Source organism: Stenotrophomonas sp. IS26 (assembly GCF_054188265.1).
Map to the genome: position 1 here is coordinate 54,789 of NZ_JBSZJV010000005.1, position 25,858 is coordinate 80,646.

Consider the following 25,858-nt stretch of genomic DNA (forward strand, 5'->3'; position numbering starts at 1 on the left):
GCGGTAACCCCCGCGCTCGGCGACAATGCGCGATTGCTGCACCCCCTCGTGATCCGTTGCCGAGTACGTAATGAGCGCCGACCGTTTCGTTTCACCCGACGATATCCGCAGCCTGTTCGCCCAGGCGATGTCCACCATGTACCGCACCGAGGTGCCGCTGTACGGCACCCTGGTCGACCTGGTGGCCGAGATCAACGACGCCGTGCTGACCGCCACTCCGGCGCTGGCCGAGCAGTTGGACCGCACCGATGAACGCGCCCGGCTGGACCAGGAACGCCATGGTGCGATCCGGGTCGGCACGGCGGAAGAACTGGCCACGCTGGGCCGCCTGTTCGCGCTGATGGGCATGTACCCGATCGGCTACTACGACCTCTCGGTGGCCGGCGTGCCGGTGCATTCCACCGCCTTCCGCCCGCGCACCGCGCAGGCGCTGGCGCGCAATCCATTCCGCGTGTTCACCTCGCTGCTGCGGCTGGAGCTGATCGAGAACGCCGCGCTGCGCGAGCAGTCCGCTGCCATTCTCGCCCAGCGCCGGATCTTCACCGATACCGCGCTGGCCCTGATCGCGCAGGCCGAACGCGAGGGTGGCCTCGACGAAGCCGATGCGCGCCGCTTCGTCATCGAAGCACTGGAGACCTTCCGTTGGCATGGCGACGCCACGGTGTCACTGGATACCTATCACGCGCTGCATGACGCGCACCGGCTGATCGCCGATGTGGTCAGCTTCCGCGGCCCGCACATCAATCACCTGACCCCGCGCACGCTGGACATCGACGCTGCGCAGGACGGCATGCTGGCCCGTGGCATCGACGCCAAGGCCGTGATCGAAGGCCCACCACCGCGTCGGTGCCCGATCCTGCTGCGCCAGACCAGCTTCAAGGCGCTGGAAGAAACCGTGCACTTCCCCTCGGGGGAGGCAGGGGATGCCGGCACGCATACCGCGCGTTTCGGTGAGATCGAACAGCGCGGCCTCGCCCTGACGCCCAAAGGGCGCGCTCTGTACGACCAGCTGCTTGCGCAGGCGCGAGACAGTGGGGGTGCCGGCAGCACCGGCCAGGATTACCCGACGCGTCTGGCCGCGGCCTTCACCGCCTTTCCGGACGACCACGACACCCTGCGCCGCGAGGGCCTGGGGTACTACCGCTACGCGCTGACCGACGCCGGTCGCGCCAACCCGGCCGCCGTCGCGGATCTCCCGGCCGAAGCGCTGATTGCCGCCGGCTTGGCCAGCGCCGATCCGATCGTCTACGAGGATTTCCTGCCGGTCAGCGCCGCGGGCATCTTCCAGTCCAACCTCGGCGGCGACGAACAGCGTGCCTACGCCGCGCATGCCAACCGCGATGCCTTCGAGCAGGCGCTGGGCATGACGGTGGAGGACGAGTTCGCGATCTACGCGCGGCTGCAGGCCGAATCGCTGGCGAGCCTGCGGGGCGGCTGACGGAAGGAGCCGGCCAGCGGCCGGCACTACCGGTAACCCGCCCGGATCGCTGACCACTCACGGACCGCCCTACGGTAGTGCCGGCCGCTGGCCGGCTCCTCATGTACCAAACGCGCATCCGGGCTTGCGGACGGTAATGCGTGGAGCCGGCCAGCGGCCGGCACTACCCGGAAACAGAACGTCCCGGCAGGTACCGACCGTCGGTCGGTACCGTGCATCCTCAGGCTTTCATCGTTCCGGTATCCAGCCACCGCTGGTGCCACGACAGCGCTTCGGGCAGCAGATGCGGGGTGTGCTTGCCATAGCTCTCGCGGCTGGCGCGGTCGAAGTAATCGTTCAACTGATCGCGGAAATCCGGATGCGCGCAGTTGTCGATCACCACCCGCGCGCGCTTGCGCGGGGTCAGCCCGCGCAGATCGGCCAGGCCCTGTTCGGTGACGATCACCGACACATCGTGTTCGGTGTGATCCACGTGGCTGACCATCGGCACGATCGCCGAGATGCTGCCGTTCTTCGCCGTCGAAGGACTCAGGAACGCGGACAGGAAGCCGTTGCGCGCGAAGTCGCCCGAGCCGCCGATGCCGTTCATGATCCTGCTGCCCATCACGTGGGTCGAGTTGACGTTGCCGTACAGATCGGCCTCGATCATGCCGTTCATGCCGATGCAGCCCAGGCGGCGCACCAGTTCCGGATGGTTCGAGATTTCCTGCGTGCGCATGATGATGCGCTCGCGGTAGAAATCGATGTGTTCCTTGAAGGTCTCGTTCGCCTGCGGGCTCAGCGCGAAACCGGTGCACGAGGCGTAACTCAGCACGCCATCGCGCAGCAGATCGAGCATGCCGTCCTGGATCACCTCGGTGAACGCGCTCAGATCGCGGAAGCCGCTCTTGGCCAGCCCGGCCAGCACTGCGTTGGGGATGTTGCCCACGCCGCTCTGCAGCGGCAGCAGGTTGGCCGGCAGGCGGCCCTTGGCCACTTCGTGCTTGAGGAATTCGATCAGGTACTGCGCGATCTGCTCGCTGGTCGTATCGATCGGGCTGAACGGGCTGTTGCGGTCCGGGCCGTTGGTGCGCACCACGGCGACGATCTTGTCCGGGTCGCAACGCAGCGCGGTCTCACCGATGCGGTCGTTGGCGTGCACCAGCGGGATCGGCTTGCGGTGCGGCGGCAGCGCGGTGCCGTAGTAGATGTCATGCATGCCGTCCACGCCGGCCGGCTGCCATTCGTTGACCTCGACGATCACCTTCTTGGCCAGGTCCAGCCAGGTCTTGTTGTTGCCGACCGAGGTGGAGGGCACCAGCGAGCCGTCCTCGCGGATCGCCGAGACCTCGATCACCGCGGTATCGATATCGCCATAGAAGCCGAACCACACGTGCTGGGCGACATGGCTGAGGTGGATATCGATGTAATCCAGTTTGCCCTCGTTGATGCGGTTGCGCGCATCCGGGTCGCTCTGGAAGGGCATGCGCATCGCGATGCCATCGGCCTTGGCCAGCGCGCCATCCAGCTCCGGCGCGGTCGAGGCGCCGGTCATCAGGCTGATCTGGAAGGGCAGCCCCTGGGCGTGCACCGCTTCGATGCGCTGCGCCAGCGCGACCGGCACCGCCTTGGGGTAGCCTGAACCGGTAAAGCCGCTCATGGCGACGGTTTCACCCGGCTGGATCAGGGCGGCGGCAGCTTCAGCGGAGACAACGCGGTCACGCAGACGCGCGTTTGCAATGCGATCGACAGACATGACGACAACGTTTTTGGGGGGATCGCCATTATCGGCGATCCACGCAGGGGCAGGGGTTCTACCTTGGTGGGATGGCGTTTTTACATCGGCGCCTCCCTGTTCAGGTTTCCGGTCTACTTCTGTACCCGCAAGTATTGTTTTGCAGTGCAGCGTGCAAGTTCGTCGCCGACCCTAGAAGATCGACCTGCATCCCGACGTGGGGGAGGGAGCAGAGCCCGCTGGCAGTTCGCTGCAAGCGGGCTTTTTTATGTCTCGCTTCCGGAACATCGGGGCGCCGATGGGTCTCTCGCGTCGACACGCGCCGGGCATAATCCCCCCATGCCGATTTCCGACCTCGCCGCGCCCGCGCGCGTCCCCGACGCCCTTGTTCCCCTGGTTGATCGCGCCCTGGCGCGCCTGGCCCTGTCGCTGACCGATGGCGGCCACTGGCCACCGCCGGCGCCCGTGCTGGCGACCCTGCGTGCGCTGGCCGTCACCAGCGATTTCGCCATCGACACCCTGTGCCGCCAGCCGGCGCTGTTGTCGCATCTCACCCAGGAAGGCTGCCCACCGCTGCCCCTGCCGGAACTGGACCCGCTGCAGCCCAGCGAATGGCAGCAGCGCCTGCGCCGCTACCGCACCGCCGCCTCCACCCGCCTGATCTGGCGCGACCTGACCGGGCAGGATGACGTGCCTGCCACGCTTGCCGGTGCCACCCGCCTGGCGGAGGAGTGCCTGCAGCTCGCGCTCTCCGCGCTGGAGCAGGAATTCACCGGCCGCCATGGCGTGGTCCGTGCGGCGGACGGCAGCGCGCAGCAGCTGGTCGTGTTCGGGCTGGGCAAGTTGGGCGGTGGGGAACTCAATTTCAGTTCGGACGTGGATCTGGTCTACGCCTACCCGCAGGGCGGCGAATCCGATGGCGCGCGCCCGCTCGCCGCCGAGGAATACTTCGCACGCCTTGGCCAGCGCCTCGCGCGGTTGCTCGATGACACCACCGTGGATGGCTTCAGCCACCGCGTCGATCTGCGCCTGCGCCCCTTCGGCAATGCCGGGCGCGTGGCGCTGTCGTTCGCCGGCATGGACCAGTACTTCCAGCGCGAAGGCCGTGACTGGGAGCGCTATGCCTGGCTGAAGGCGCGTGCCGTCGCCGGGGATATCGCCGCCGGCGAAGCGTGGCTGCAGACCCTGCGCCCGTTCGTCTACCGCCGCTATCTGGATTTCACCGCGCTCGATGGCCTGCGCGAAATGAAGGCCGCGATCACCGCCGAGGTCTCGCGCCGCGAGATGCACGATGACATCAAGCGCGGCCCCGGCGGCATCCGCGAAATCGAGTTCCTCGCGCAGGCGCTGCAGCTGATCCGCGGGGGCCGCGAAGCGCCGCTGCGCGAGCGTCGCCTGCTGCATGCGCTGCCCGCGCTGGTCGCCGCCGGCCAGATGGCCGAACAGGACGGCGCCGACCTGCTGCATGCCTACGGTTTCCTGCGTCGCCTGGAAAACCGCCTGCAGATGCTGCGCGATGCACAGACGCATGCACTGCCCACCGACACCACTGACCGCCTGCGCATCGCCAGCGGACTCGGTTACGACGACTGGGACGCGCTGGTTGCCGCGCTGGATGTGCAGCGCGAGCGCGTCAGCACCGAGTTCGCCGCACTGCTCGCACCGCGCCGTGGCCAGGCCGCGCCGGATGCACTGGCCAGCTACTGGCGCAGCCTGCCCGACAACGGCAGCGCCGAGGTGCTGGCCGAAGCCGGCTTCTTCGATGCCGGCAGCGCCGATCAATCGCTGCGTGATTTCGCGCAGAGCTCCGGGGTGAAGTCCTTGTCCGATGCCGCGCGTGCGCGCCTGGACCGCGTGCTGCCGGCGCTGCTGCACGCCGCCACGCGCTCACCGCAGCCGGATGCCGCGCTCAAGCGCGTACTCGGCCTGCTGCAGGCGATCCTGCGCCGGACCAGCTATCTCGCCCTGCTCGACGAACAGCCCAGCGCATTGGCGCGCCTGGTCGATGTACTTGCACGCAGCGCATTGCTGGCCGAGCGCCTGGCGGCGTATCCGCTGCTGCTCGATGAACTGCTGGACGTGCGCGTCTCCGGCCCGATGCCGGACGCCGCGGGCATGCAGGCCGAGTGCGCTGTCGCGCTGACCATCGATGATCCCGAAGCCGCGCTGCGGCTGCTCAACGAGATCCGGCTGGCGCTGAGCTTCCGCATGGCGATGGCCACGCTGGATGGTCGCCAGCGCGCCGTCGACACCACCCGGCAACTGGCCGAACTCGCGCAGGCGGTGGTCGTCACGGTACTCGCGCTGGTGCAGGCCGACATGCAGCGCCAGCACGGTGGCATTCCCGGCGGGCGTTTCGCCATCATCGGCTACGGCAGTCTGGGCGGGTTGGAGCTGGGCTTCGGCTCGGATCTGGATCTGGTCTTCCTGCACGATCACCCGGCCGATCAGGACAGCAGCGACGGTCCACGCCCGCTGGACCCCGGCCGCTGGTATGCGCGCCTGGCGCAGAAGGTGATGGCGATGCTCGGCGCGGTCACCGCCGCCGGCCGCCTGTACGACATCGACGTGCGGCTGCGCCCGGATGGCGGCAAAGGCGCGCTGGTGTCCTCGCTGGCCAGCTATACCGAATACCAGCGCGAACGCGCCTGGACCTGGGAGCACCAGGCACTGGTGCGTGCCCGTGCCATCGCCGGCGATGACTCGCTGTTGGCCGACTTCGAACGGGTGCGCGCGCAGACGCTGGCGCGCCCGCGCGACAACACCGTGCTCTACACCGATGTGCTGAAGATGCGGGCGCGCATGCGTGCCGAACTGGACCGCAGCGATGCCGCACGGCTCGATCTCAAGCAGGGCGCAGGCGGTATCGTCGATCTCGAATTCCTGCTGCAGACCGGCGTGCTCGACAGCGCCGGTACGCACCCGCAGGTGGTGCAACCGCGCGATACCCCCAGCCTGATCGATGTACTGGCCGACATCGCCTGGCTGCCCGGCGGCACCCGCGATGGTCTGCACGAGGCGCACGCGGCGCTGTTGGATGTGGGCCTGGCCTGCACGCTGGACCGCCGCCCGCGCCTGGCGCCACCGACACCTGCATTGGAGGCGGCGCGCGCGATGATCACCGCCGCAAGCGATGCGGCGGGGTTGCCGTTCCAACAACGGATCGATGTCGTCAGCTGACGGCGGTTTGCACCGTCATCGACCTCGCACCGCTCTGGCACCGGTAGTGCCGGCCGCTGGCCGGCTCCCATGAACTCTGCTGAGCCGGCCAGCGGCCGGCACTACCCATCGTGATGCCCGACCGATAGCGATACCCGGCCGAGAGCGATGCCCGACCCAGGGTGATACCCGACCGCCAGCGCTACACCGGACGATCGGCGCACGATGTCACACCGCGCGCGGTGCCATCTTCCACAGCAACGCGCGGAACGGCGCCAGCAGGAACACGCCGATCGTCAGCTTCACTGCCAGATCGCCCAGCGCCCAGCTCACCCACGGCAGGCTGGAACCGGCGAAGGCGATGCTCCAGAAAATCGTCGTATCCAGCGTCGCGCTGCAGGTCGTTGCGACCATCGGGGCGCGCCACCAGTGCCCGCGGCGCAGCCGGTCGAACACGGTGATGTCCAGCAGCTGCGCGGCGATGAAGGCCAGGCACGAGGCCACCGCGATCCGCGGCGTGGCGATCCAGATCGACAGCAGTACCGCCAACGCGAACCCGGCCCAGGCCACCCGCCGCGCCGCCGCCGGGCCGAAGCGGCGATTGATCAGGTTGCTGACCAGGAATGCCACCGGGTAGCTGAAGGCACCCCAGGTCAGCCAGTCATTGATCGGGTACTGCACCAGCACGTTCGAGCCCAGCACCACCGCGCCCATGGCCAGCACCGCCAGCAGCAGCGAGCGCGGGGTCAACGGGGCAAAGGCAATGGCAGGACGCGCGGACATGGCGAGCCGGGGAAGTCGGGGGAAGCGGCGGATTATCCGGGCTTGTCCGGCCGAGGGCCAGCCCGGGCCGGTTCAGTCAGAAGCGTTCGCTCATGCTGGTGGCCGCCGCATCCTGGGTCGGCAGGAACGCCAGCGCGGCGCCTTCGGCATCGGCCACCATCCAGCCCGCACCGGCCGGGGTCGGGGTGAACGCCAGCACATCGCCCACCTTCACGCCTGCCGCCGGGTTGTCGGCACGCGCCGGCCAGGCCACCACGGCCGGTGCATCCGGGGCCTGCGGGTTCTTCAGCGCCACCTGGTAGCTGCCGTCCGGCTGTTGCGCCACGCGCTCCACCGTGAGTGGCGGCATCGGAGCGGCCTTCTGTCGCTTTGCGGCCCGCGCGGCGCGGTTGTGCGGCATGGCGGCGTCATGCAACTCGCTCACGCCCAGCGCGCTGAGCCATACCGGCGCGGTGATCACCGCCAGGCTCACCACCGAGGTGGTGAGGACGCTGCTGGTGACCGGCGAGGCATTGCTGAGGTTCTGGGCGCCGGCCGGCACGCTGGTCGCGAGCAAGGCCAGCGCCAGCAGTGGCGCAACGGCAGGACGGGATATCCGGTTCATTCAGCAGCTCCACGAGACAGCGGACAGCGAGGGGTTACCAACGTGCACTCGGCTGCGCCGCCGCCGCATCGATGGGCAGGAAGGCCAAGGCCGTGCCTTCGGCCGTGGTCACGGTCCAGCCGGCGCCGCCCTGGGTGGGCGTCAGCGCCAGTACGTCGCCCACCGCCACCGCGGCTGCCGGGTTGTCCTCGCGCGCGGGCCAGGCAATCACGGCCAGGTCGTCCGGTGCCTGCGGATTCTGCAGGGCCATCTCGATGCCGCCTTCGGGCGTGTGTTCCACCTTCTCCACGGTGAGCGGCGGCAGCGGCCCGGCTTTGCCAGGTGCGTCCTTGGCCGCGCGGCTGCGTCGGGCCGAAGCGTCGCTGGCCTTGCTCAGGCCGGCCGAGACCAGCCACACCGGTGCGGTTACCACCACCACGCTCACCACCGAGGTGACGATGACGCTGCTGGTCACCGGGTGATTGATGCCCACCACCTGCGCGGGCGCGGGCAGGCTGGCCGCGCACACGGCAATGGCCAGCAGCGGTGCAACGACGCTGCGCGAAACACGTGTCATCGAAGATCCTTCTGATGTCTCAACATGGGTCCGCAGTATGCCCGCTGGCGGGCTGCCCGCCGCTGACTCACGGTTTGGGGGCGGTAATGCCTTTCACCGGCACATGCGGCACGGCCAGCTCCTGCTGCAGGCTGCTGCGCAGTTGCAGGAAATCAAAGATGGATTCCACCGTCACCACCGAGTAATTGCCGGAAATGCGCTCGCTGGCCGGGTGGTCGGTAACGGCCGCATTGGGCACGAAGAAGCGCGCGCCGAGCCGCTTGGCCACGCCGATGTGCAGCGTGCTGGGCGTATACAGGTGCCGCTGCAGCCATTGCTGCGCCTGGGTTCGGTTGACAATCAGGGTGCGCTCTTCCACCTGCGCCATCGCCGCACCCAGTACTTCCAGGATCCACTGGTTGGAATTCTGGTACTCGGTGCGGAACGGATAGGCCACCACGCTGTAGCGCGCCTCATGCAGCGCCTTGGCCTGGATCGCCGGCTGAGTGAGCATCGCCTTGAGTGCATCGCGCAGCGCAGGCGTCGGCACGCCGATGCGCAGGTCGGTGTGGCTGGAGGTCTCGCCGATGAAGGTGGCGACACCTTCGCGGAACAGGTGCGACTCGGCGGTCTTGCACGGATTGAGCAGGTGCACCGCGCGCCACTGGCCATCGTCTTCGCGCAGCAGGAAGGCCAGATGGCTGTGGCGCAGGCCGTACTTGCTCAGGTCCTGGCCACCCCGCGCGATCAGCACCACGTCCACGCCATCGAGTGCATCCAATGCGTCGGTGGTGGCCAGGGCCACATCGAACATGGAGGCCAACGCAGCCGGCGTGGGATTGCGTTCGGTGCACTGCGGTTCGGCCTGCGCAGTCAGCGCAGCGCCCAGCAATACACCACACAGCAGAACGGGGTGCAGGCGCTTGATCAGTGCAGCGAAGGGTACGTCCATGTCACACAGTCTCCGGCGGCACCGGCCGCGGCCGCATCATAACGCTGCGCGACGCCGTCAGGCCTGAATCCCCAACCGCGCGCGTACGTCCTCGGCAACGCGCGTGGTCTCGCGCAGCGGTTCGATGCGGCCCTGCGTCTGCCAGTCCAGCCAGCGCGCCTGCAACCGGCCACGGTCGCGCAGCGCGTGCTGGAAGTGCGCCAGCCGTCCCTGCGCCTGATCGGCCAGGGCCACCGCGACCGGCATCCGCGTGGCACACGCTTCAGAGAGCAGGTTCACCGAGTCCGGCGAGACCACCACGCGGTTGGCCCAGCCGAGCAGCCCGGCATACGGGTTCACGCCGTCGCCGCCATCGCCCCAGATCACATTCGGCACCTCGGCAAACGCGCTGCGCAGCGCGCCGACCAAGGCCGGTGGGGTACGTCGCGAGGTGGTGGCCAGCAGGCTGCCGCCTTCCTCGCGCAGCTGGGCAGCGAGCTGCTGGAACACCTGCACCATGTCCGGCTCATGCCACGGGGCATGCGGGGTCGGCCCGCCGACCAGCAGCGCGGTGCGTGGGCCGGGCAGGGCGCTGAACGCTGCAAAGGCGGCACGGCCGCAGGCCAGCCAGTCATCGTTGACCGGATTGAGGCTGCCGAGCAGGGTGAGCACGTTGCTGCCGCGCAGCCGGTCATGCTCAGGCACCACCAGCAGGTCCCAGTGGCGCGGGTTGAGGCGAGGGTCGAGGATCTGGACGACTTTCGTGCCACGGCGGCGCAGTTCGCGCAGGGCACCGGCCGCCTGGCGGCCACAGCCGACGGCCAGCTCAGGGGCGTCGGCGGCCAGGGCTGCAAAGGCGTCACCGTAGCCATTGGCGGCGCCCGGCAACCACCGCGGGGCCAGCCAGCGCCAGGGCGCGCGCGGGGTGAGCACCAGCGGACGATGCGCCCCCAGCTTCAATGCCGTGGCCAGGGCCACCGCCTGCCGCACATTGCCGGCACGGCCGTCAGTGATCGTCCAGGGCGGACTCCATCGTTTCACGTATGGCATTAATTCGTTTCAGTCAGGCTGGGTGTTGCAACTGTCGCGACACTCTACACTGCCAGCCTTCGCCGATCGCGCTGTCGCCCTGCCACGGTAGCCGATGCGCGAACGATTCCCCTTATTTCCGGAGGCTTCATGTCCCACGTCCTTGACGATGCTGCGCTCGATCAGTTGTTCCGTACCGCCCGCACCCAGAACGCCTTCCTTGATAAGCCGGTCGACGACAGCCAGCTCAAGGCGCTGTACGAGCTGCTGAAGTGGGGGCCGACCGCCGCCAACGGCAGCCCGGCGCGCTTCGTGTTCGTGAAATCCCCGGAAGCCAAGGCCAAGCTCGCCCCGGCCCTGTCCGAAGGCAACCACGACAAGACCCTGGCCGCCCCGGTCACGGTGATCGTCGCCTTCGACGAAGACTTCCACGAGAAGCTGCCGTTCCTGTTCCCGCACACCGATGCCAAGGCGTGGTTCGACGGCCCGCGTGAAGGCCGCACCGAAGGCGCATTCCGCAATGGCAGCCTGCAGGGCGCCTACCTGATCCTGGCCGCCCGCGCGCTGGGTCTGGATGCCGGCCCGATGTCCGGCTTCGACAACGCCAAGGTCGACGAAGCCTTCTTCAAGGGCACCGCGATCAAGTCGAATTTCCTCGTCAACCTGGGGTACGGTGACGCCTCGGGCCTGTTCCCGCGGCTGCCTCGCCTGTCCTTCGACGAAGCCGCCCGCATCGCATAAGCGTTACCGCCGGATCGTGGCCCGTCCGTGCGGATGGGCTGCATGAATTTTTTTCTTTTCCCTTCGATTACGAGAGAGACCTGACATGACCGTGACCCGCAAACTGCTGCTGCCGCTCGCCCTGACCCTGGCCATCGCCGCCTGCTCCAAGCCGGCCGACGAAGCCGCTGCTCCGGCCGCTGACGCGCCGGCCGCCACCGACACCGCTGCCCCGGCTGCGGACGCCGCGGCTGCCGCCCCGGCCGCCGAGGCCATCCAGATCGCCTCGGGCACCTACAAGCTCGACCCGACCCACACCGACGTGCTGGTCCAGTGGAGCCACTTCGGCTTCTCGCACCCGACCGCGCATTTCGGCAGCGCCGAAGGCACCCTGGTGTATGACGCCGCTGACGTGACCAAGTCCACCGTGGAAGTGAAGCTGCCGCTGACCGGCCTGAACAGCTTCACCGCCAAGTTCGACGAGCACCTGAAGAGCGCCGATTTCTTCGACGCCGCCAAGTTCCCGGCCGCCACCTTCAAGAGCACCAAGGTGGAAGCCAACGGCACCAACAAGCTGACCGTGACCGGCGATCTGACCATCAAGGACATCACCAAGCCGGTGACCCTGGATGTCACCATCAACGGCGGCGGCGAGCACCCGATGGCCAAGGTGCCGGCGGCGGGCTTCGATGCCACCACCACCATCAAGCGCAGCGACTTCGGCGTCGGCGCGTACGCCCCGAACGTCAGCGATGAAGTGAACATCCGCATCACCACCGAGGCCACTGGCGAAAAGCCGGCTGCCTGAGTTTCTCCTCACTCGTCGTGAGAAGGCAGAAAGCCCGCCAATTGGCGGGCTTTCTTTATAGGGCGAGCCGGTCAGCGGCCGGCACTACCGTACCTGATCAGCCCGTCGCCACCTGCGCGCTCACCTTGCCCAGCCACAGCGTGGTGAAATCGGTCGGCGTGCGCCGTGCCGGCGCGGTCAAGCCGCTCTCACGCAGGAACGCATGGGTGGCCTGCGCGAACGCCTGCCGGGCCAGCAGCGCAGCCTGCTTCACCGAGGCCTGCTGCTTGCGCAGCTGCACGATCTGCAGGCTCGGCTTACCGGGCATCGCGTACTTCTGGTAACGGCGCAGCTCATCGGCGACCAGGTCGATATCGATGTTCGCCTGCACCAGCGCCGCCTGCGCGCGGGCCAGCGGCACCAGGGCGGTGCGCAGCGGGGCGATGTTCTCGCCCACGGAAGGCGCCAGCGCCGCCAGGGCGGCATCCAGCGCGGGATCGGCCCGCTCGGCGCGGTCGATCAGATCGGTCAGTGCCGAAAGAGGAGAGACTTGCATGAAAGGCACCGGCACAAAACGCGATTGTCGCATTCGCGGCCGGTGCCCGTCGCGGGCTCAGTCGTCGTGGTGCTCGCTGCCGTGGGCCTTCCAGTAGCCGGTGGAGCGGATCCAGTCCTTCGGCACACCCAGGTGACCCTCGATGTACTTGCGCATCATCCGGGCCCGGCGCGATTCGGCCGCGATCCAGTAGAAGGTGTCGCCGTCCGGTTCCTCGAAATCGGTCAGCACGTCCTCCAGCAGGGTGCTGCTGGCGGCGTCGAAGCCGTTGCGCTCCAGCCACGAGACGCGGATGCGGTCGTCCTCCGGCAGCTCCTGGCGGTCACCGGATTCCGGGATCTCGATGTAGACATCGGCATTCGCGCCGTCCGGCAGCGTCTCCAGCCAGCGGCCGATCGCCGGCAGCGCGGTTTCATCGCCGATCAGCACGTAGGTGTCGAAGTCATCGGCGGTCATGTGCGAGCCACGCGGGCCGCCCACGGCGATCGCATCGCCCGGCTGCGCGTTGGCGGCCCAGGTCGAGGCCAGGCCGTCGCCGTGCATGACGAAATCCAGCGCCAGCTCGTGGGTCTCCAGATCCCACCAGCGCGGGGTGTAATCGCGCGAGGGGGAAGGCGTCTGCCCGTCCGGGTAGCGCGGGCCTTCCGGGGTCATCGTCGGGACCACGAACTGGCCCTCGGCGTTGGGGAAGAACAGCTTGACGTGGTCATCCGGCGAGGGCGAATCGAAGCCTTCCAGCGCCTCGCCCCCGACGATCACCCGGCGCATGCACGGGCTGATCTCTTCGGTGCGCAGCACCTGCAGCGGGCGGAACTTCACGGTATGACGGAGCAGTCGGTTTTCATGCAGAGCCATGGGAATACCTGGATCAGTGCCGCAGCGCGGCGTTGAGAAAGAAGGACCTGGCGGGCGGTGGCTGGCTGGGTCTGAAAGGAGGAAGGGAGGTCAGCGGCCCTGCGCACGGATCCGCGCGGCGGCCTCGCGCAGCGCCTCGGCGACGGCCGCGGCGTTGTCGTCCTGCCAGCGGCCGTGGCACAGGCCCAGCGCGTGCTTGAGCTCGCGCAACGCATCGCGCACGGACGGCGGCAGGTTGGCCTTGGTGATCGTGCGCGCGCTGTCGCGTACCCGGTGCACTGCGGCATCGACCTCGTCGCGCTGCGCCTCCAGTTCGGCCAGGCCCAGTGCGGTGAGTGCGTACCGCTTGCGCCCACCGTCCTCGACCGCGCCAACCCAGCCGGCGGCCTCGAACTGCGCCAGCACCGGGTAGATCGAGCCGGCACTGGGCGTGTAGACCCGCACGAACATGTCACTGATCAGCTGGATCAGCTCATAGCCATGGCGCGGCTGGTCGGCGAGCAGGGACAGCACCAGCAGGCGCAGGTCGCCACGGCTGAGGGGCCGGGCGGTCAGCGGGCGGGCAGGGCGGTCAAGGTCGCGCGGAGAGGTCATTTCGATATATCGAATGCAGTGGCGGAACGATATATCGAAAACTCCCGTTCGGCCAGCACTGGCGCGCGCATGGCAGGAATGCGTTCAGGTCGATTTCTCCTGTGACGGTGCGTGCTTGTGGTGGAACACTGCGCGTGGTCTTCGGCCACCAGCGCGGCGGATGATCCACGCCGATGCGCGCTCAAACGCCCCAGCGTCGCGCACGATCCGCGCCAATCGCCTGCGCCGCAGCGCCTGCGCTGTCCATCGGTGTCCTGCTGACGCGCCGGTGTCATCGCCACCGGGCAGGCTGAAATGCAGCGTGGAACCTTCCGGCGCGGCCCTCGCGCTGTCGCCGGCTGTCCTTCCGGACACGCCGGGATGGTTCCATACGCAACCGTAGCGAAGTAAGCAAACCCCTTGGTGCGCTACACTTTGCGGCTAGAAATCTAAAACAGTCGCGCGCGTGCGTGCGGTCATGGGAGCGCAAATGAACTGGTTGAACGAGGTGCTGAACAACGACCCGAATCCTGTGGAAACCCAGGAATGGATCGAGTCGCTGAAGGCCGTAATTGATGTCGAGGGCCCCGAGCGCGCGCATCAGCTGTTGGAAGGCATGGTGGAACTGACCCGTCGTTCGGGTGCTTACCTGCCGTTCTCTCCCACCACCGAGTACGTGAACACCATCGCGCCGACCCTGGAGGCCAAGAGCCCGGGCAACGCCGAACTGGAATGGCGCATTCGTTCCATCATCCGCTGGAACGCGATGGCGACCGTCGTGCGCGCCAACCGCAAGCCGGGCGACCTGGGCGGCCACATCGCCTCCTTCGCCTCCGGCGCCACGCTGTATGACGTGGGCTTCAACCACTTCTGGCGCGCCCCGAGCGAAGACCACCCGGGCGACCTGCTCTTCATCCAGGGCCACAGCGCCCCGGGCATCTATGCGCGTTCCTTCCTGGAAGGCCGCATCGACGAAGCCCAGCTGGACAAGTTCCGCATGGAAGTCGACGGCGGTGGCCTCTCCAGCTACCCGCATCCGTGGCTGATGCCCGATTACTGGCAGACCCCGACCGTGTCGATGGGCCTGGGCCCGCTCGCTGCGATCTACCAGGCGCAGTTCCTGCGTTACCTGGAAAACCGTGGCCTGATCGAGAAGTCCGACCGCAAGGTGTGGTGCTTCATCGGCGACGGTGAGAGCGATGAGCCGGAAACCCTCGGCGCGATCGCGCTGGCCGGCCGCGAAGGCCTGGACAACCTGATCTTCGTGGTCAACTGCAACCTGCAGCGCCTCGACGGCCCGGTGCGTGGCAACGGCAAGATCATCCAGGAACTGGAAGGCGTCTTCCGTGGCGGCGGCTGGAATGTCATCAAGCTGCTGTGGGGCGGTTACTGGGATGCCCTGCTGGCCAAGGACACCAATGGCGTCCTGCGCAAGCTGATGATGGAAACCGTCGACGGCGAATACCAGAACTGCAAGGCCTTCGGTGGCGCGTATACCCGCGAGCATTTCTTCGGCAAGTACCCGGAAACCGCTGCGATGGTCGCCGGCCTGTCCGACGACGATATCTGGCGCCTCAACCGCGGTGGCCACGATCCGCACAAGGTGTACGCCGCCTACCACCAGGCCGTGAACACCAAGGGCATGCCGACCGTGATCCTGGCCAAGACGGTCAAGGGCTACGGCATGGGCAGCGCGGGTGAAGCACTGAACCCGACCCACCAGACCAAGAAGCTGGACGACGACGCCGTCCGCCACTTCCGCGACCGCTTCAACATCCCGGTGACGGATGCGCAGCTGGCCGACGGCCAGGTGCCGTTCTACCACCCGGGCCCGGATTCGCCGGAAGTGAAGTACCTGCAGGAACGCCGTGCCGCCCTGGGTGGCTACCTGCCGCAGCGCCGCCGCAAGGCGACCAAGAGCTTCAACGCACCGAAGCTGGAAAGCTACGAGCGCCTGCTCAAGAGCAGCGGCGAACGCAGCTACTCCACCACCATGGCCTTCGTGCAGAGCCTGAACATCACCCTGCGCGACAAGGAACTGGGCCCGCACATCGTGCCGATCGTGGCCGACGAAGCCCGTACCTTCGGTATGGAAGGCCTGTTCCGCCAGATCGGCATCTATGCCCCGTTCGGCCAGAAGTACAAGCCGGTCGATGCGGACCAGCTGATGTTCTACCGCGAAGACCAGAGCGGCCAGGTGCTGCAGCAGGGTATCAGCGAGCCGGGCGCGATCAGCTCCTGGATGGCTGCCGGTACCAGCTACTCGGTCAGCAACGTGCCGATGCTGCCGTTCTACATCTACTACTCGATGTTCGGCTTCCAGCGCGTGGGCGACATCGCCTGGCAGGCCGCGGACATGCGCACCCGTGGCTTCCTGCTCGGCGGCACCGCCGGCCGCACCACGCTGAACGGTGAAGGCTTGCAGCACGAAGATGGCTTCAGCCACATCGTCGCCGGTGGCATCCCGAACGTGCGCAGCTATGACCCGACCTTCGGCTTCGAAGTGACGGTGATCCTGCAGCACGGCACCAAGGCCATGATGGAAGATCAGATTGATGAGTACTACTACATCACCCTGATGAACGAAAACTACACCCACCCGGAAATGCCGGAAGGCGCGGCCGATGGCATCGTCAAGGGCATGTACCTGCTCACCGACGCCGGCAAGCCGAAGAAGGGCGAGCTGCGCGTGCAGCTGCTGGGTTCGGGCACCATCCTGCGTGAAGCCATTGCTGCCGCCGAGCTGCTGGACAAGGACTTCGGCGTCACCGCCGATATCTGGAGCTGCCCGAGCATCAACGAACTGCGCCGCGATGGTTTCGATGCCGAGCGCTACAACCGCTTCCACCCGGAAGCCGAGCCGCGCAAGGCCTACGTGACCGAGCTGCTGGAAGGCCGCCAGGGCCCGGCGATTGCCGCGACCGACTATGTGCGTGCGTATGCGGACCAGATCCGCGCGTTCGTGCCGATGTCGTACACGGTGCTGGGCACGGATGGGTTTGGTCGCTCGGACACCCGTGCGAACCTGCGTCGCTTCTTCGAGGTTGACCGGTACTACATCGCGCATGCCGCGATTGCGGCGCTGGCGAAGGAAGGGAAGATGACGGGTAAGGATGTGGCCCGGGCGATCAAGCAGTACAAGATTGATCCTGAGAAGGCTAATCCTGTTGGGGTTTGATGGGCTGAATCCTTGATCCGAGTAAAAGGGCTTCTAGACTTCTAGGAGCCCTTTCTCGTTCATGGGCCGAAATGTTGTGCGCTCAACTAGTTCATGATATTACTGAGCTGCACAGCTCGTAGGGGCTGTTCATGGCAGCCGACGAATCTTAAGCAAACAGAGTTTTGCCCACCGGAAAATGGTGGGCGCCCGTAAGGGCTCCAGAGGGAAACCTCAGTCTCCCGCCTCCCAAAAAATACAGGAGCGGAGAATGGACAGCCTAACCAGGGGTTGGAGCGCAGTTGCTCTGTTTGTTGTTGGTCGACATGTATTCCAACCCGTTCCGGTCCTGGATTGAGGGCTGGGTTAGGCTTGTCTTATTGGGTCCCAAGGTTAAATTATATTGAGGTCGGCGATGGGAAAGGATTCCATGTCATTTCGGGGGACCTCCGGCCCAATCGCCTCGGTCGAAAAGCTGGCTGATTCACTGAGGCTCCCGATTTCTCTGCTGAAGGATGTCGCCGCTCGGCCGGAGTGGAAAAAATACAAGCCAGCAAAGGCTCCAGATAAGCGCGGCGGACGTCCTCGGTTAGTATTTAGCCCTTCTAAAGATGTGAGGCTAATTCAGCATCGTCTAGTGCGAACCTTCTTTAAGAATCCCAAGGTCGTAAACTGGTTGCCGTTCCTATACGGAGGCATACATAAAGATGCACTTGCGGCCGGAGACTCAAGAGACCATGTCGCTTGTGCAAGACGGCATTGTGAAGCTAAGAGCATACTAAAGCTGGACATTGAGGACTTCTTTGGGAATGTCAGCTTCGACCATGTTGAAGGAATATTTGTGCGACTTCTCGGATGGTCGAGAGAGGCTGGTCACCTGGCTGCGCTTCTCTGTACTAGAGATGGCGTGCTACCCCAAGGGGGCATTACATCGAGCTATCTGGCACTCCTTTGCCTTTACGATATGGAGCCGGCACTGGTGAGACAGTTGGCTTACAAAAAGCTCGTTTACACGCGATATGTAGATGACATAACAATATCGTCTTCTTCGTTTAATCAAGATTTCAACGGAATCAAACGTTTAGTTGAGCAGCAGCTTGGAGCTAAAGGTTTCACCATCAATTCGTCAAAGGTAGAGGATTTGACGGTAGGTCTCGAAGCGTTGAAAGTTCACGGCCTCAATGTGGCCTACGCAAACCCGGTGCTTCCCAAAAGCGAGGTGAGGCGCATCCGCTCCGTCTGTAAGCAAACAATTATGGACGCCCGTGAAGTTGGGCGGCGATCCATCAATTACAGGCGGCGTTACAACAGGGCGATGGGTCTTGTGAATAAGCTGGCGAGGGTAAAGAGTTCCAGCCACGCAGCGCTTGTCAGTAAGCTCCGAGCAGTCTCTCCGTTGCCTTCCCATGCTGATTTTTCCTATGCAACTGAAATATCTTATAATATGCGAGAGGGCTACGATAAGAAAAAATATAGTTTCTGGTATCGGCGGAGATTTAATAGGCTGATGGCGAGGCTTAGTTTAATTAAATCAGATAACCCTGTCTGGGCCGCGAACTTGCGAAATTACATGACTTCGCATTTCCTCCCGGAATATAAAGAAGAGTGAAAATTCAAACTTCACTCTTGGGCGTCATTCCGTCGTTTGATAGATGGCTGAGCTCGGCGAGAATACTATTTGCGATAGTTCTTATATTTATTGTATCGATTGCGCTAGCAATTTTAATTACTATAATAAATATTGAATACTACTGGCAGCAGTATGATTTCTGTTTGGAAGTTGACTGTTTTGGCGAGATTCCGGCGGCATTCGGCCCGCAGATTAGACTGATAAAGCTTGGCGTGGCGAGTGCCTCCTTCGTGGCGCTAATTTTCGGCTCATACTTGGCGCTCAAGAGCTATCTAACTGCTGCCGCGGTCGGTGCATTCGGAAATAGAATCGCGCATATTGGGCTTTTTGAGAGATTCATTCAGGTTGAGCTTGGTAGGAAGAGGCGCCTTCACTCGTCGTGCGTGGACGTTTACTCGCTCTACAGATTGATGTATCAAGGAAATAGTTTGAACTCGAGTGAGGCGTCGCCTCAATTTGTTGCTGCCATCTCGGTCATATATAGTGAAATGAAAAATTCATCATCTAGCTATACGGAGAGTTCTGACTTCAAGTTTGAGAATCACAGGCGAAACATGATCACTGCCCTGTCGGCGCTTCATATTAAAATGGACAGGCTTCCGAGAATAGATTTCCTGGAGGTTGAGGATGAAGTCGTGGAGTTCATTGGTGTTCTTGCGCTAGTATTTGCCCCGGAAACCTCGCCGTCTTCGATGCCGTTAAGGCTATATCGATAAAGGCAAATTCACGAAAGTTCGGAACTGATGGCGCGGTTACGTGTTAATTGAATTCGTTTGGGAGGAGAGTGTTGTTCCTCTGCAATTGATGTCTGAAAGAACCTCGTTCTTAGAAAATTGAGGTCGCTCACCTATTCAGACAGAACTGCTTGCTTGAACGTATTGTCGCCTGCCTATCAAGAAGAGTTGTGCCCCTACAGCGTTTACTTGCCTGGGTAATCCCCCCGCAGGTTAGCCGCAGCCAGAAGTGGAATTTTCTCGTAACCTAACCCGAGGAGATCCCATGAAGAAATCACGATTCACCGACAGCCAGATCATCGCCGTACTCAAGCAGGCCGAGGCCGGCACGCCTGTCCCTGACCTTTGCCGACAGCATGGCATCAGCTCAGCGACGTTCTATAAGTGGCGCAGCAAGTTCGGCGGCATGGATGCGTCCATGGTGTCCCAGCTAAAAGAACTGCAGGACGAGAGCCGGCGGCTGAAGAAGATGTACGCCGATGCCCAGCTCAGTGCCGAGCTGCTGAAGGACGCGCTCTCAAAAAAATGGTGAGGCCATCTCAGCGTCGCGAGATGGCCAGACGGGCGGTCCAGGCAGGCATCACCAGCATCGTTCATGCGTGCAGGACGTTCGAGGTGAGTCAGACCTGCTACCGCTATCAGGCCAAGGCCTGCCAAGAAAATGCGATCATCGCCGACTGGTTGCTCAGGCTGACCAGCGCCTACCGCGATAGGGGCTTTGGGCTGTGCTTCCTGCACCTGCGCAACGTGAAGGGCTTCGCTTGGAACCACAAGCGCGTGTATCGGATCTATCGCGATTTGGAGCTGAATCTGCGTATCAAGCCGCGCAAGCGCATCGTCCGGGAAGTGCCGGAGCCTTTGGCCGTGCCTGAGCGGTCAACCAGACATGGTCGATGGATTTCATGCACGACCAGCTGGCTGATGGACGCAGCTTCCGGGTGCTCAACGTACTGGATGACTTCAACCGCCAGGGACTGGCGATGGAGGTCGACATCTCCTTGCCTGCGCCGCGCGTCATCCGCAGCTTGGAATAGGTCATTCAATGCCGCGGAAAGCCCCGCGCCATACGCTGCGACAACGGGCCCGAGTACATCAGCGGAGCGCTGCAAGCATGGGCCGAGCGGCAAGACATTGCGCTGCTCTACATTCAGCCAGGCAATCCTCAGCAGAACGCCTACATCGAGCGCTACAACCGGACCGTGCGTTACGCTTGGCTTGCTAGCAATCTGTTCAATGACATCGAACAGGTCCAGGACATCGCCACTCGTTGGCTATGGACTTACAACCACGAGCGCCCAAACGTGGCGCTCGGCGGCATCACGCCAATGCAGAAGCTTGCACTGGCAGCGTAGTTCCATTTTTGGCGACCGCTAAAAGCGGGGGAATTACCGGCACCACTTTTTCGCAACGCATCCTTGATGACGTCGTTCTCGAAGACCTGTTCTGCCAGCGACGTCGCCTCTCGATGAAGTTCATTTGGCTCTGGGCCAATTCCGACACTCTCATGCAAGCAGCGCGCTGGTGAGCTGAGGCCCGGAAGTTCTTCCACCTCTCAGTCAAAATCCGGGAACGACCGTGAGGGTCAAGCTAGAAAAAGAAGGCTAAATTCTTCGCAGGTCTATAGATTCACGACAGGACTATCGGCAAGTCGGTCGCTGACTTTAGGGCAACTGGAGCATTCGAGCTTTCCGAAAAGTGGTTTAGGACGCCCGCCCAAATGTCCCGTCCATGACGTAGACTTGCCCGAAGCTAAGCGGCCCACAGGGGGGCTAGAGATGAAACGGATTTCTCTCGCGGGCGGGTGTACTGCCGCAAGTGCGTCATGGGACCACCATCAAAGTGATGCAGCTCATCACTCCAGACTGAAAGATCGGGCCGCTCTCCAATCTGAGTCTGCTAGCCGCCGCACCTAGCAAGGGCCACGCGGTTGACCTTGGCTTGCCAGCCTCTTCGGCATTACGTCGAAAGTGATCACGCGACACGGTATGTCGCATGCCGGCCGCAAGCTGCTCCCAGTTCCGAATGAGAGGGGGTCGGCAAATGCCGCGCCCAGCATGACGCCATGACACAACGTTCAATCAAGGATCCGCTCGCCCGGAATCTCGTCCTGCTTAGGTTGATCCCACGCTATCCGCGGAGCATATCAACCGTGGAGCTGCGTGATTCACTTTTGGCGGAAGGGTTCGATATCAATCTGCGCTCACTGCAGCGTGATCTCTCAGGCAAGCTCAGCACGCTCTTCCAACTGGTGTGCAGCTCTGAAGATTGCGACGAGGAAGTGCGTCGGCTTCGACCTTATCGCTGGTCCTTCGCCGCAAGTGCCCAGAGTACGGTGCCTGTGATCAGCCCAGCGGCAGCACTGGCAATGACCATGGCCGAGGAGCATCTGCGCCACGTGCTACCACCGACTGTACTTGCGCTTATCGACCCTCATTTCTGCGAGGCCCGGGAGCTGCTGCAGACAATGGACCAGAACGGCCTCTCGCAATGGTCGCGCCGCGTGCGCGTGGTGCCACCCGTGAAGCCATTGCTGCCTGCCGTTGTAGAGCCGCAGATCTGGGACGACGTAGCGACGGCCTTGTTGACGGGACGCGTCTTGACAAGCCGATACCTCAGTCGAGCAAAAGCCCAGCCTATTGAAATGAGGTTGCACCCTGCGGGGTTGGCGGCTCGTGGTGCCACTACCTATCTGATCGCCCGCGTTGGGCATTTCGATGACCTGAGGCACTTCGCCCTCCATCGATTTATTGAGGTTAGGGTTACCGACGAGGTAGCCGACGATCGCGGATTCGATATGTCGGGCTATCTCAAGTCCGCTGCCTTCAGCCCCCGAATCAGCGAAGAGACGATGGCACTGAACGCCGATGTACACCCTCAACTGGCATGGGCGCTGGCCGAAACCCCGCTCGCGTTGAACCAGACACTGCAACCAATTGAAGGTAGTGACTGGCACAGGCTGCAGGTCGAGGTACCGGACGACCAAGAGATGGTGACGTGGTTGCTCAGCCAAGCCGAGCGTATCCGCGTGCTTTCTCCTGAGTCGATGCGTGTGCGCGTCGCCAAACGAATTCTTGAGGCGGCAGCCTCTTACGCCACTGCCTTCGCCTAACCATCGGCCAACTTCCATATCAAGCCCACAACCACCCACCACTAGGAAATACGGACATGCCCATTCCCATTCTCATCGGTCTCGGCGTAGCAGCCGCCGCGTCCCTTGGCGCCAAGAAAGCGTACGACGGCTACAAGAAGCACAGTGAGTCGGATGATATCGTCGAATCCGCTCGCTCGCGCTATCAAGTGCGCCGTGATCAGTTCGACCGACAAGAGAAGAAGACCATGGAGTCCCTGGATACACTCGGGAACCTGGAGCTGAGCATCGGCAAGGAGTTCGAGCGCTTCTCGACGCTGTCAGCTGCACTTCTGCAGCAGTTGAACCAGAGTCGAGATCTCAAGCTGGAGGTCAAGCTGCCCCGGCATACCCTCCAGAAGGTGGAGGCCTACACCTACTCTGCCGTAGGTGTGCTCGGTAGTATTGCTGGCGCTGGCGCAGGTGGCGTTGCCGCTGGCTTTGCGGTGTATGGCGGCGTCATGACCTTTGCTGCTGCATCGACGGGCACTGCTATCTCTAGTCTGGCGGGCGTCGCGGCCACCAATGCCACGTTGGCAGCTATTGGTGGCGGCTCTCTCGCGGCGGGGGGGCTGGGCATGGCGGGCGGAACGGCCATTCTGGGCGCGGCAGTGGCCGCGCCTATTTTGGCTATCGCCGGCTGGGCATATGACAGCCATGGCGAGATGGCGCTGAAGAATGCCAAGCAGGCGAGCGCTGAAGTGGACAGGGCAATTCCCAAGCTGGAAGCGGCCTCTACGCTGATGGCGAAGACCGACTTGGCAGCTCGCAAGGTGAAGTCCGCACTGGAAGAGATCCAGGTCAACTTTGACCGCTACTTGGACACTCTCGAGGGTATCGACAATCTCATCGGCAGCTTGAAGCGTCTTGGTCGTGACGTGGATGAGGAGCTCGCGAAGTTCGAGGAAGAAATCATGCTGGCCATCGGCAACGGATACGCCCTTGCCGCCATTCTTACCGACATCATCTCGACTCCTATGTTTAAGGTGAAGGTCAAGAACGACGATGTGATTGTTAACGCTGACGGCATGCCGGAAATGGAAACCGATGCAGATGGATCATTGATCCTCAACTCGGATGGGATTGACGATGCGCTGGACACCGGTCGCAACAGCGCGATGCGCTTCAACGCTCAGTAATTCTCCTGGCGGTGGACTAGACACGTCCGCCGCCCCTTCACACTCCTGCCTCCTGCCTGCCATATGAATACGACATACGCAAACCACGACTTCGACTGGATCCCTGAGTTGGAGAAGACGGTTGTCAACAGCTTGGTCACTAGCTTCGGTCTGGATTTCCTACTGCTGAAGGACAAGGAAGGTGGCGACGTGGATACCATCCACAATGTTCGCCAGGGGCACTTCGCCACCGAAGCAGAAAAGCAACGGTACTTAGAGCGTGGCGCATATGATTCAACGGCCTATCACACGCACCCCACTTACAAGGCGCAGGGTGCGGCTGACAAGACATCGCACCAGTCAGGAACGCTGCACGACCCTTACCGCAATACCTTGATGGCAGCGGGCGACAAGCGAGCACTTGATCACGTCGTTGCAGCCAAAGAAATCCACGACGACCCTGGTCGCGTGTTGGCGGGCATAGACGGCATTGAGATCGCAAATCGCAGCAGCAATCTTCAGTCGACGCACGAGACGATCAACTCGTCTAAAGGTGCCAAGCCGATTGATCAGTACCTGTCAGATGTCTCCAAGACGATTGCGAAGAATCAGGAAACAATCGCTGCGCTTCAGCGAAAGCTTGATGTGATGCCTCGCGACACCCCGGAGCAGCAGCATGAGGCGCGCACTCTGGAAGCCGGCATCAACAAGATTGGTAAGCGGAACGAGACGCTGAAGTCCATTGATGAGGAGGGGATGCGTCAACGTGACGCCGAGGCCAGAGAAGCCTACGAGAAAGAGGTGAATGTCACGTACTACACTGGCAGCCGTTTCCTTAAGGACACGGCCACCGCGTCGGTCAATACTGGATTCCGTATGGGGCTGCGTCAGGTTCTTGGCCTCGTCGCGGGCGAAGTCTGGTTCGAGCTTCGTGCCAAGCTGCCCGGGGCGATGAAGAGCCTTGGAAGGAACTTTACCTTCGATCGATTCCTGCGTCGCGTTAGTGTGATGCTTCAAGGCATTTGGCGACGAGTGCAGCGACGATTCCGCGATCTGATGACGGAGTTCGGTGACGCGTTTCTCGGGGGCGTCGCCGCGAGCATAACCACCACCGTGTTCAACATCTTTGCAAAGTCAGCAAAGATCGCAGCCAAGGTCATGCGTGAAATGTGGGGATCCTTGGTCAAATCGATCAAGATCATGTGCCTCAATCCGGGGAAACTGAATGACACGGATAGAAAGCGAGCGGCATTGGCGGCACTTACCGTAGGTGCAGGCGCAGTTGCGGCATCGCTGGTGCTAACCCAGTTGGGGGCTCTGGCCGCGACGCCTATCGTGGGTGGACCAATCACCTCCTTCTTGGCGGCACTGATCAGTGGCGTGGTGACGCTTGGCCTGACATGGTCGCTGTTGCACAGTCCATTAGCGGCGAAGATATGGGACTTCGTCGCACGCAGCGCGCATGTGCAGACATTGGCCGATTTTGTTGAGATCAATCGACGACTTGATGCATATCTTCTGCAGCTCGCAGAACTGGAGTTGAATGTCGATCCTTGTGCGATGGTGGCATTCGCTGAAGATCTCAGCTCCTGCAACTCCGAGCTTGAGTGCGCATGGTTGCTGACAGTGGAGGCCGAGCGGCGCGGGATTGAGCTGCCATTCCAGCTGGGCGACACTGTTGCCACCCGTTCCTGGTTGAGTGGCCTTGCGAAGGCATGAGCGAGGTCTTTCCGTGCAGCGCATGTGGCTTGTGTTGCCAGCACGTCAACGCGGCTGAGCAGACTCAATACTTGGATCGTGGCGATGGCACCTGTCGCCATTACGTAGTGGCTACGCGAAGGTGTGGCATTTACGAAGATCGGCCCGACATCTGTCGGGTCGATCTGCAGTTCAGCCGACACTACGCAGCGACAATGTCATGGGATGCCTTTGTCGATGTGAACTTGCAGGCGTGTAGATTTCTGCAGGCAGCAGCGGCGGCAGGTCCGGACGCGGATGGGTCACATCATCTGGAGCATCTTCCATAGCAATAAGAGTCAGCTCAACCGATTGGTAGACCTGGCTCCTATTGTCTTTTGGTTTGTCGAACGACTCTGCGAAAGCACTGCAAACGCGCCATGCGCGTATTTGCGTGGCAGGCATCCGGCGCACGCGGCGATCAGGCCGCATCATCTAACCGTGCGATCTGACTGTACCAGCGCTGCGTCAGTTCGCTGAGTCGCCGCTCTGCTGACCGGCCAGCCAGGCTCCAAGACCGTACAGTGCAAATCCATACACAACCGCGGCTCCAATGATCCTGAACATTGCATTTCCTTTTGTCTTGGGAGATCGGGCGTCCTTGCCCGTCGTTCGTTCCGTCCCGTTTAAGTCTGCGATCTGATGCGACAACGGGTGTCGCAGGCAGGCCC

At 63.3% G+C, this 25,858-nt stretch carries 19 protein-coding genes and 1 pseudogene; 11 read left to right on the forward strand and 9 right to left on the reverse strand.

Features of this window, described 5'->3' with window-relative positions:
• Nucleotides 1-70 precede the first annotated feature (70 nt).
• The gene (hglS, locus tag ACW6W5_RS06660) at nucleotides 71-1,438 is read left to right on the forward strand and encodes a 2-oxoadipate dioxygenase/decarboxylase HglS (protein WP_152153775.1); all 1,368 of its coding nucleotides are present in this window, start codon (nucleotides 71-73) and stop codon (nucleotides 1,436-1,438) included.
• A 220-nt stretch (nucleotides 1,439-1,658) separates the two neighbouring features.
• Here hglS and ACW6W5_RS06665 read toward each other — a convergent pair whose 3' ends face one another.
• Nucleotides 1,659-3,173: an acetyl-CoA hydrolase/transferase family protein gene (locus ACW6W5_RS06665; RefSeq protein WP_070471520.1), complete on the reverse strand. Its 1,515-nt coding sequence runs from the start codon at nucleotides 3,171-3,173 to the stop codon at nucleotides 1,659-1,661.
• Nucleotides 3,174-3,491: 318 nt separating this feature from the next.
• On the opposite strand from ACW6W5_RS06665, the gene glnE reads away from it, so the two are divergent.
• Entirely contained in the window at nucleotides 3,492-6,332 is a 2,841-nt protein-coding gene (glnE, locus tag ACW6W5_RS06670) for a bifunctional [glutamate--ammonia ligase]-adenylyl-L-tyrosine phosphorylase/[glutamate--ammonia-ligase] adenylyltransferase (RefSeq protein WP_152153777.1), read from the forward strand.
• Nucleotides 6,333-6,539: 207 nt separating this feature from the next.
• On the opposite strand, the gene ACW6W5_RS06675 is transcribed toward glnE, so the two are convergent.
• The 5 genes from ACW6W5_RS06675 to ACW6W5_RS06695 form a co-directional block, all read right to left on the reverse strand.
• Entirely contained in the window at nucleotides 6,540-7,094 is a 555-nt protein-coding gene (locus ACW6W5_RS06675; protein ID WP_046272868.1) for a queuosine precursor transporter, read from the reverse strand.
• Nucleotides 7,095-7,170: 76 nt separating this feature from the next.
• Nucleotides 7,171-7,698, reverse strand: coding sequence for a hypothetical protein (locus ACW6W5_RS06680; RefSeq protein WP_152153779.1), 528 nt, complete (start codon nucleotides 7,696-7,698; stop codon nucleotides 7,171-7,173).
• Nucleotides 7,699-7,732: 34 nt separating this feature from the next.
• Nucleotides 7,733-8,254, reverse strand: a complete 522-nt coding sequence (locus ACW6W5_RS06685) for a hypothetical protein (RefSeq protein WP_226956690.1) — start codon at nucleotides 8,252-8,254, stop codon at nucleotides 7,733-7,735.
• A 67-nt stretch (nucleotides 8,255-8,321) separates the two neighbouring features.
• A complete protein-coding gene (locus ACW6W5_RS06690; protein ID WP_152153781.1) occupies nucleotides 8,322-9,185 on the reverse strand; it encodes a DUF2145 domain-containing protein in 864 nt (287 codons plus the stop codon).
• Between the two features lie 57 nt (nucleotides 9,186-9,242).
• Complete coding sequence (locus ACW6W5_RS06695; protein ID WP_152153783.1) at nucleotides 9,243-10,214, reverse strand: mitochondrial fission ELM1 family protein; 972 nt, start codon at nucleotides 10,212-10,214, stop codon at nucleotides 9,243-9,245.
• Nucleotides 10,215-10,343: 129 nt separating this feature from the next.
• Between ACW6W5_RS06695 and ACW6W5_RS06700 the strand changes: the two genes are divergently transcribed.
• Nucleotides 10,344-10,934, forward strand: a complete 591-nt coding sequence (locus ACW6W5_RS06700; protein WP_088434587.1) for a malonic semialdehyde reductase — start codon at nucleotides 10,344-10,346, stop codon at nucleotides 10,932-10,934.
• A gap of 85 nt (nucleotides 10,935-11,019) precedes the next feature.
• Nucleotides 11,020-11,721, forward strand: a complete 702-nt coding sequence (locus tag ACW6W5_RS06705) for a YceI family protein (RefSeq protein ID WP_152153785.1) — start codon at nucleotides 11,020-11,022, stop codon at nucleotides 11,719-11,721.
• A 97-nt stretch (nucleotides 11,722-11,818) separates the two neighbouring features.
• Here ACW6W5_RS06705 and ACW6W5_RS06710 read toward each other — a convergent pair whose 3' ends face one another.
• The 3 genes from ACW6W5_RS06710 to ACW6W5_RS06720 form a co-directional block, all read right to left on the reverse strand.
• Nucleotides 11,819-12,256 carry an efflux RND transporter periplasmic adaptor subunit gene (locus ACW6W5_RS06710; protein WP_152153787.1) on the reverse strand — a complete coding sequence of 146 codons (438 nt, stop codon included), beginning with the start codon at nucleotides 12,254-12,256 and terminating at the stop codon, nucleotides 11,819-11,821.
• 57 nt (nucleotides 12,257-12,313) lie between these two features.
• A complete protein-coding gene (locus ACW6W5_RS06715) occupies nucleotides 12,314-13,111 on the reverse strand; it encodes a siderophore-interacting protein (protein ID WP_152153791.1) in 798 nt (265 codons plus the stop codon).
• Between the two features lie 90 nt (nucleotides 13,112-13,201).
• Complete coding sequence (locus ACW6W5_RS06720; RefSeq protein WP_152153792.1) at nucleotides 13,202-13,705, reverse strand: PadR family transcriptional regulator; 504 nt, start codon at nucleotides 13,703-13,705, stop codon at nucleotides 13,202-13,204.
• A 469-nt stretch (nucleotides 13,706-14,174) separates the two neighbouring features.
• Between ACW6W5_RS06720 and aceE the strand changes: the two genes are divergently transcribed.
• The 7 genes and pseudogenes from aceE (at nucleotide 14,175) to ACW6W5_RS06755 (ending at nucleotide 25,169) form a co-directional block, all read left to right on the forward strand.
• Entirely contained in the window at nucleotides 14,175-16,862 is a 2,688-nt protein-coding gene (gene aceE / locus ACW6W5_RS06725; protein ID WP_088434592.1) for a pyruvate dehydrogenase (acetyl-transferring), homodimeric type, read from the forward strand.
• A gap of 394 nt (nucleotides 16,863-17,256) precedes the next feature.
• A complete protein-coding gene (locus ACW6W5_RS06730) occupies nucleotides 17,257-18,450 on the forward strand; it encodes a reverse transcriptase family protein (RefSeq protein WP_152153794.1) in 1,194 nt (397 codons plus the stop codon).
• Nucleotides 18,447-19,187: a retron Ec48 family effector membrane protein gene (locus ACW6W5_RS06735; RefSeq protein WP_152153797.1), complete on the forward strand. Its 741-nt coding sequence runs from the start codon at nucleotides 18,447-18,449 to the stop codon at nucleotides 19,185-19,187. Before ACW6W5_RS06730 ends, ACW6W5_RS06735 begins: the two co-directional genes overlap by 4 nt.
• Nucleotides 19,188-19,470: 283 nt before the next feature.
• Nucleotides 19,471-20,557 (forward strand): annotated as a pseudogene (locus ACW6W5_RS06740) (IS3 family transposase).
• Nucleotides 20,558-21,354: 797 nt separating this feature from the next.
• The gene (locus ACW6W5_RS06745) at nucleotides 21,355-22,314 is read left to right on the forward strand and encodes a helix-turn-helix transcriptional regulator (protein WP_193222848.1); all 960 of its coding nucleotides are present in this window, start codon (nucleotides 21,355-21,357) and stop codon (nucleotides 22,312-22,314) included.
• Nucleotides 22,315-22,370: 56 nt separating this feature from the next.
• Nucleotides 22,371-23,471, forward strand: a complete 1,101-nt coding sequence (locus ACW6W5_RS06750) for a chemotaxis protein (protein ID WP_152153801.1) — start codon at nucleotides 22,371-22,373, stop codon at nucleotides 23,469-23,471.
• 108 nt (nucleotides 23,472-23,579) lie between these two features.
• Nucleotides 23,580-25,169, forward strand: a complete 1,590-nt coding sequence (locus ACW6W5_RS06755) for a hypothetical protein (protein WP_226956691.1) — start codon at nucleotides 23,580-23,582, stop codon at nucleotides 25,167-25,169.
• Nucleotides 25,170-25,858: the final 689 nt, after the last annotated feature.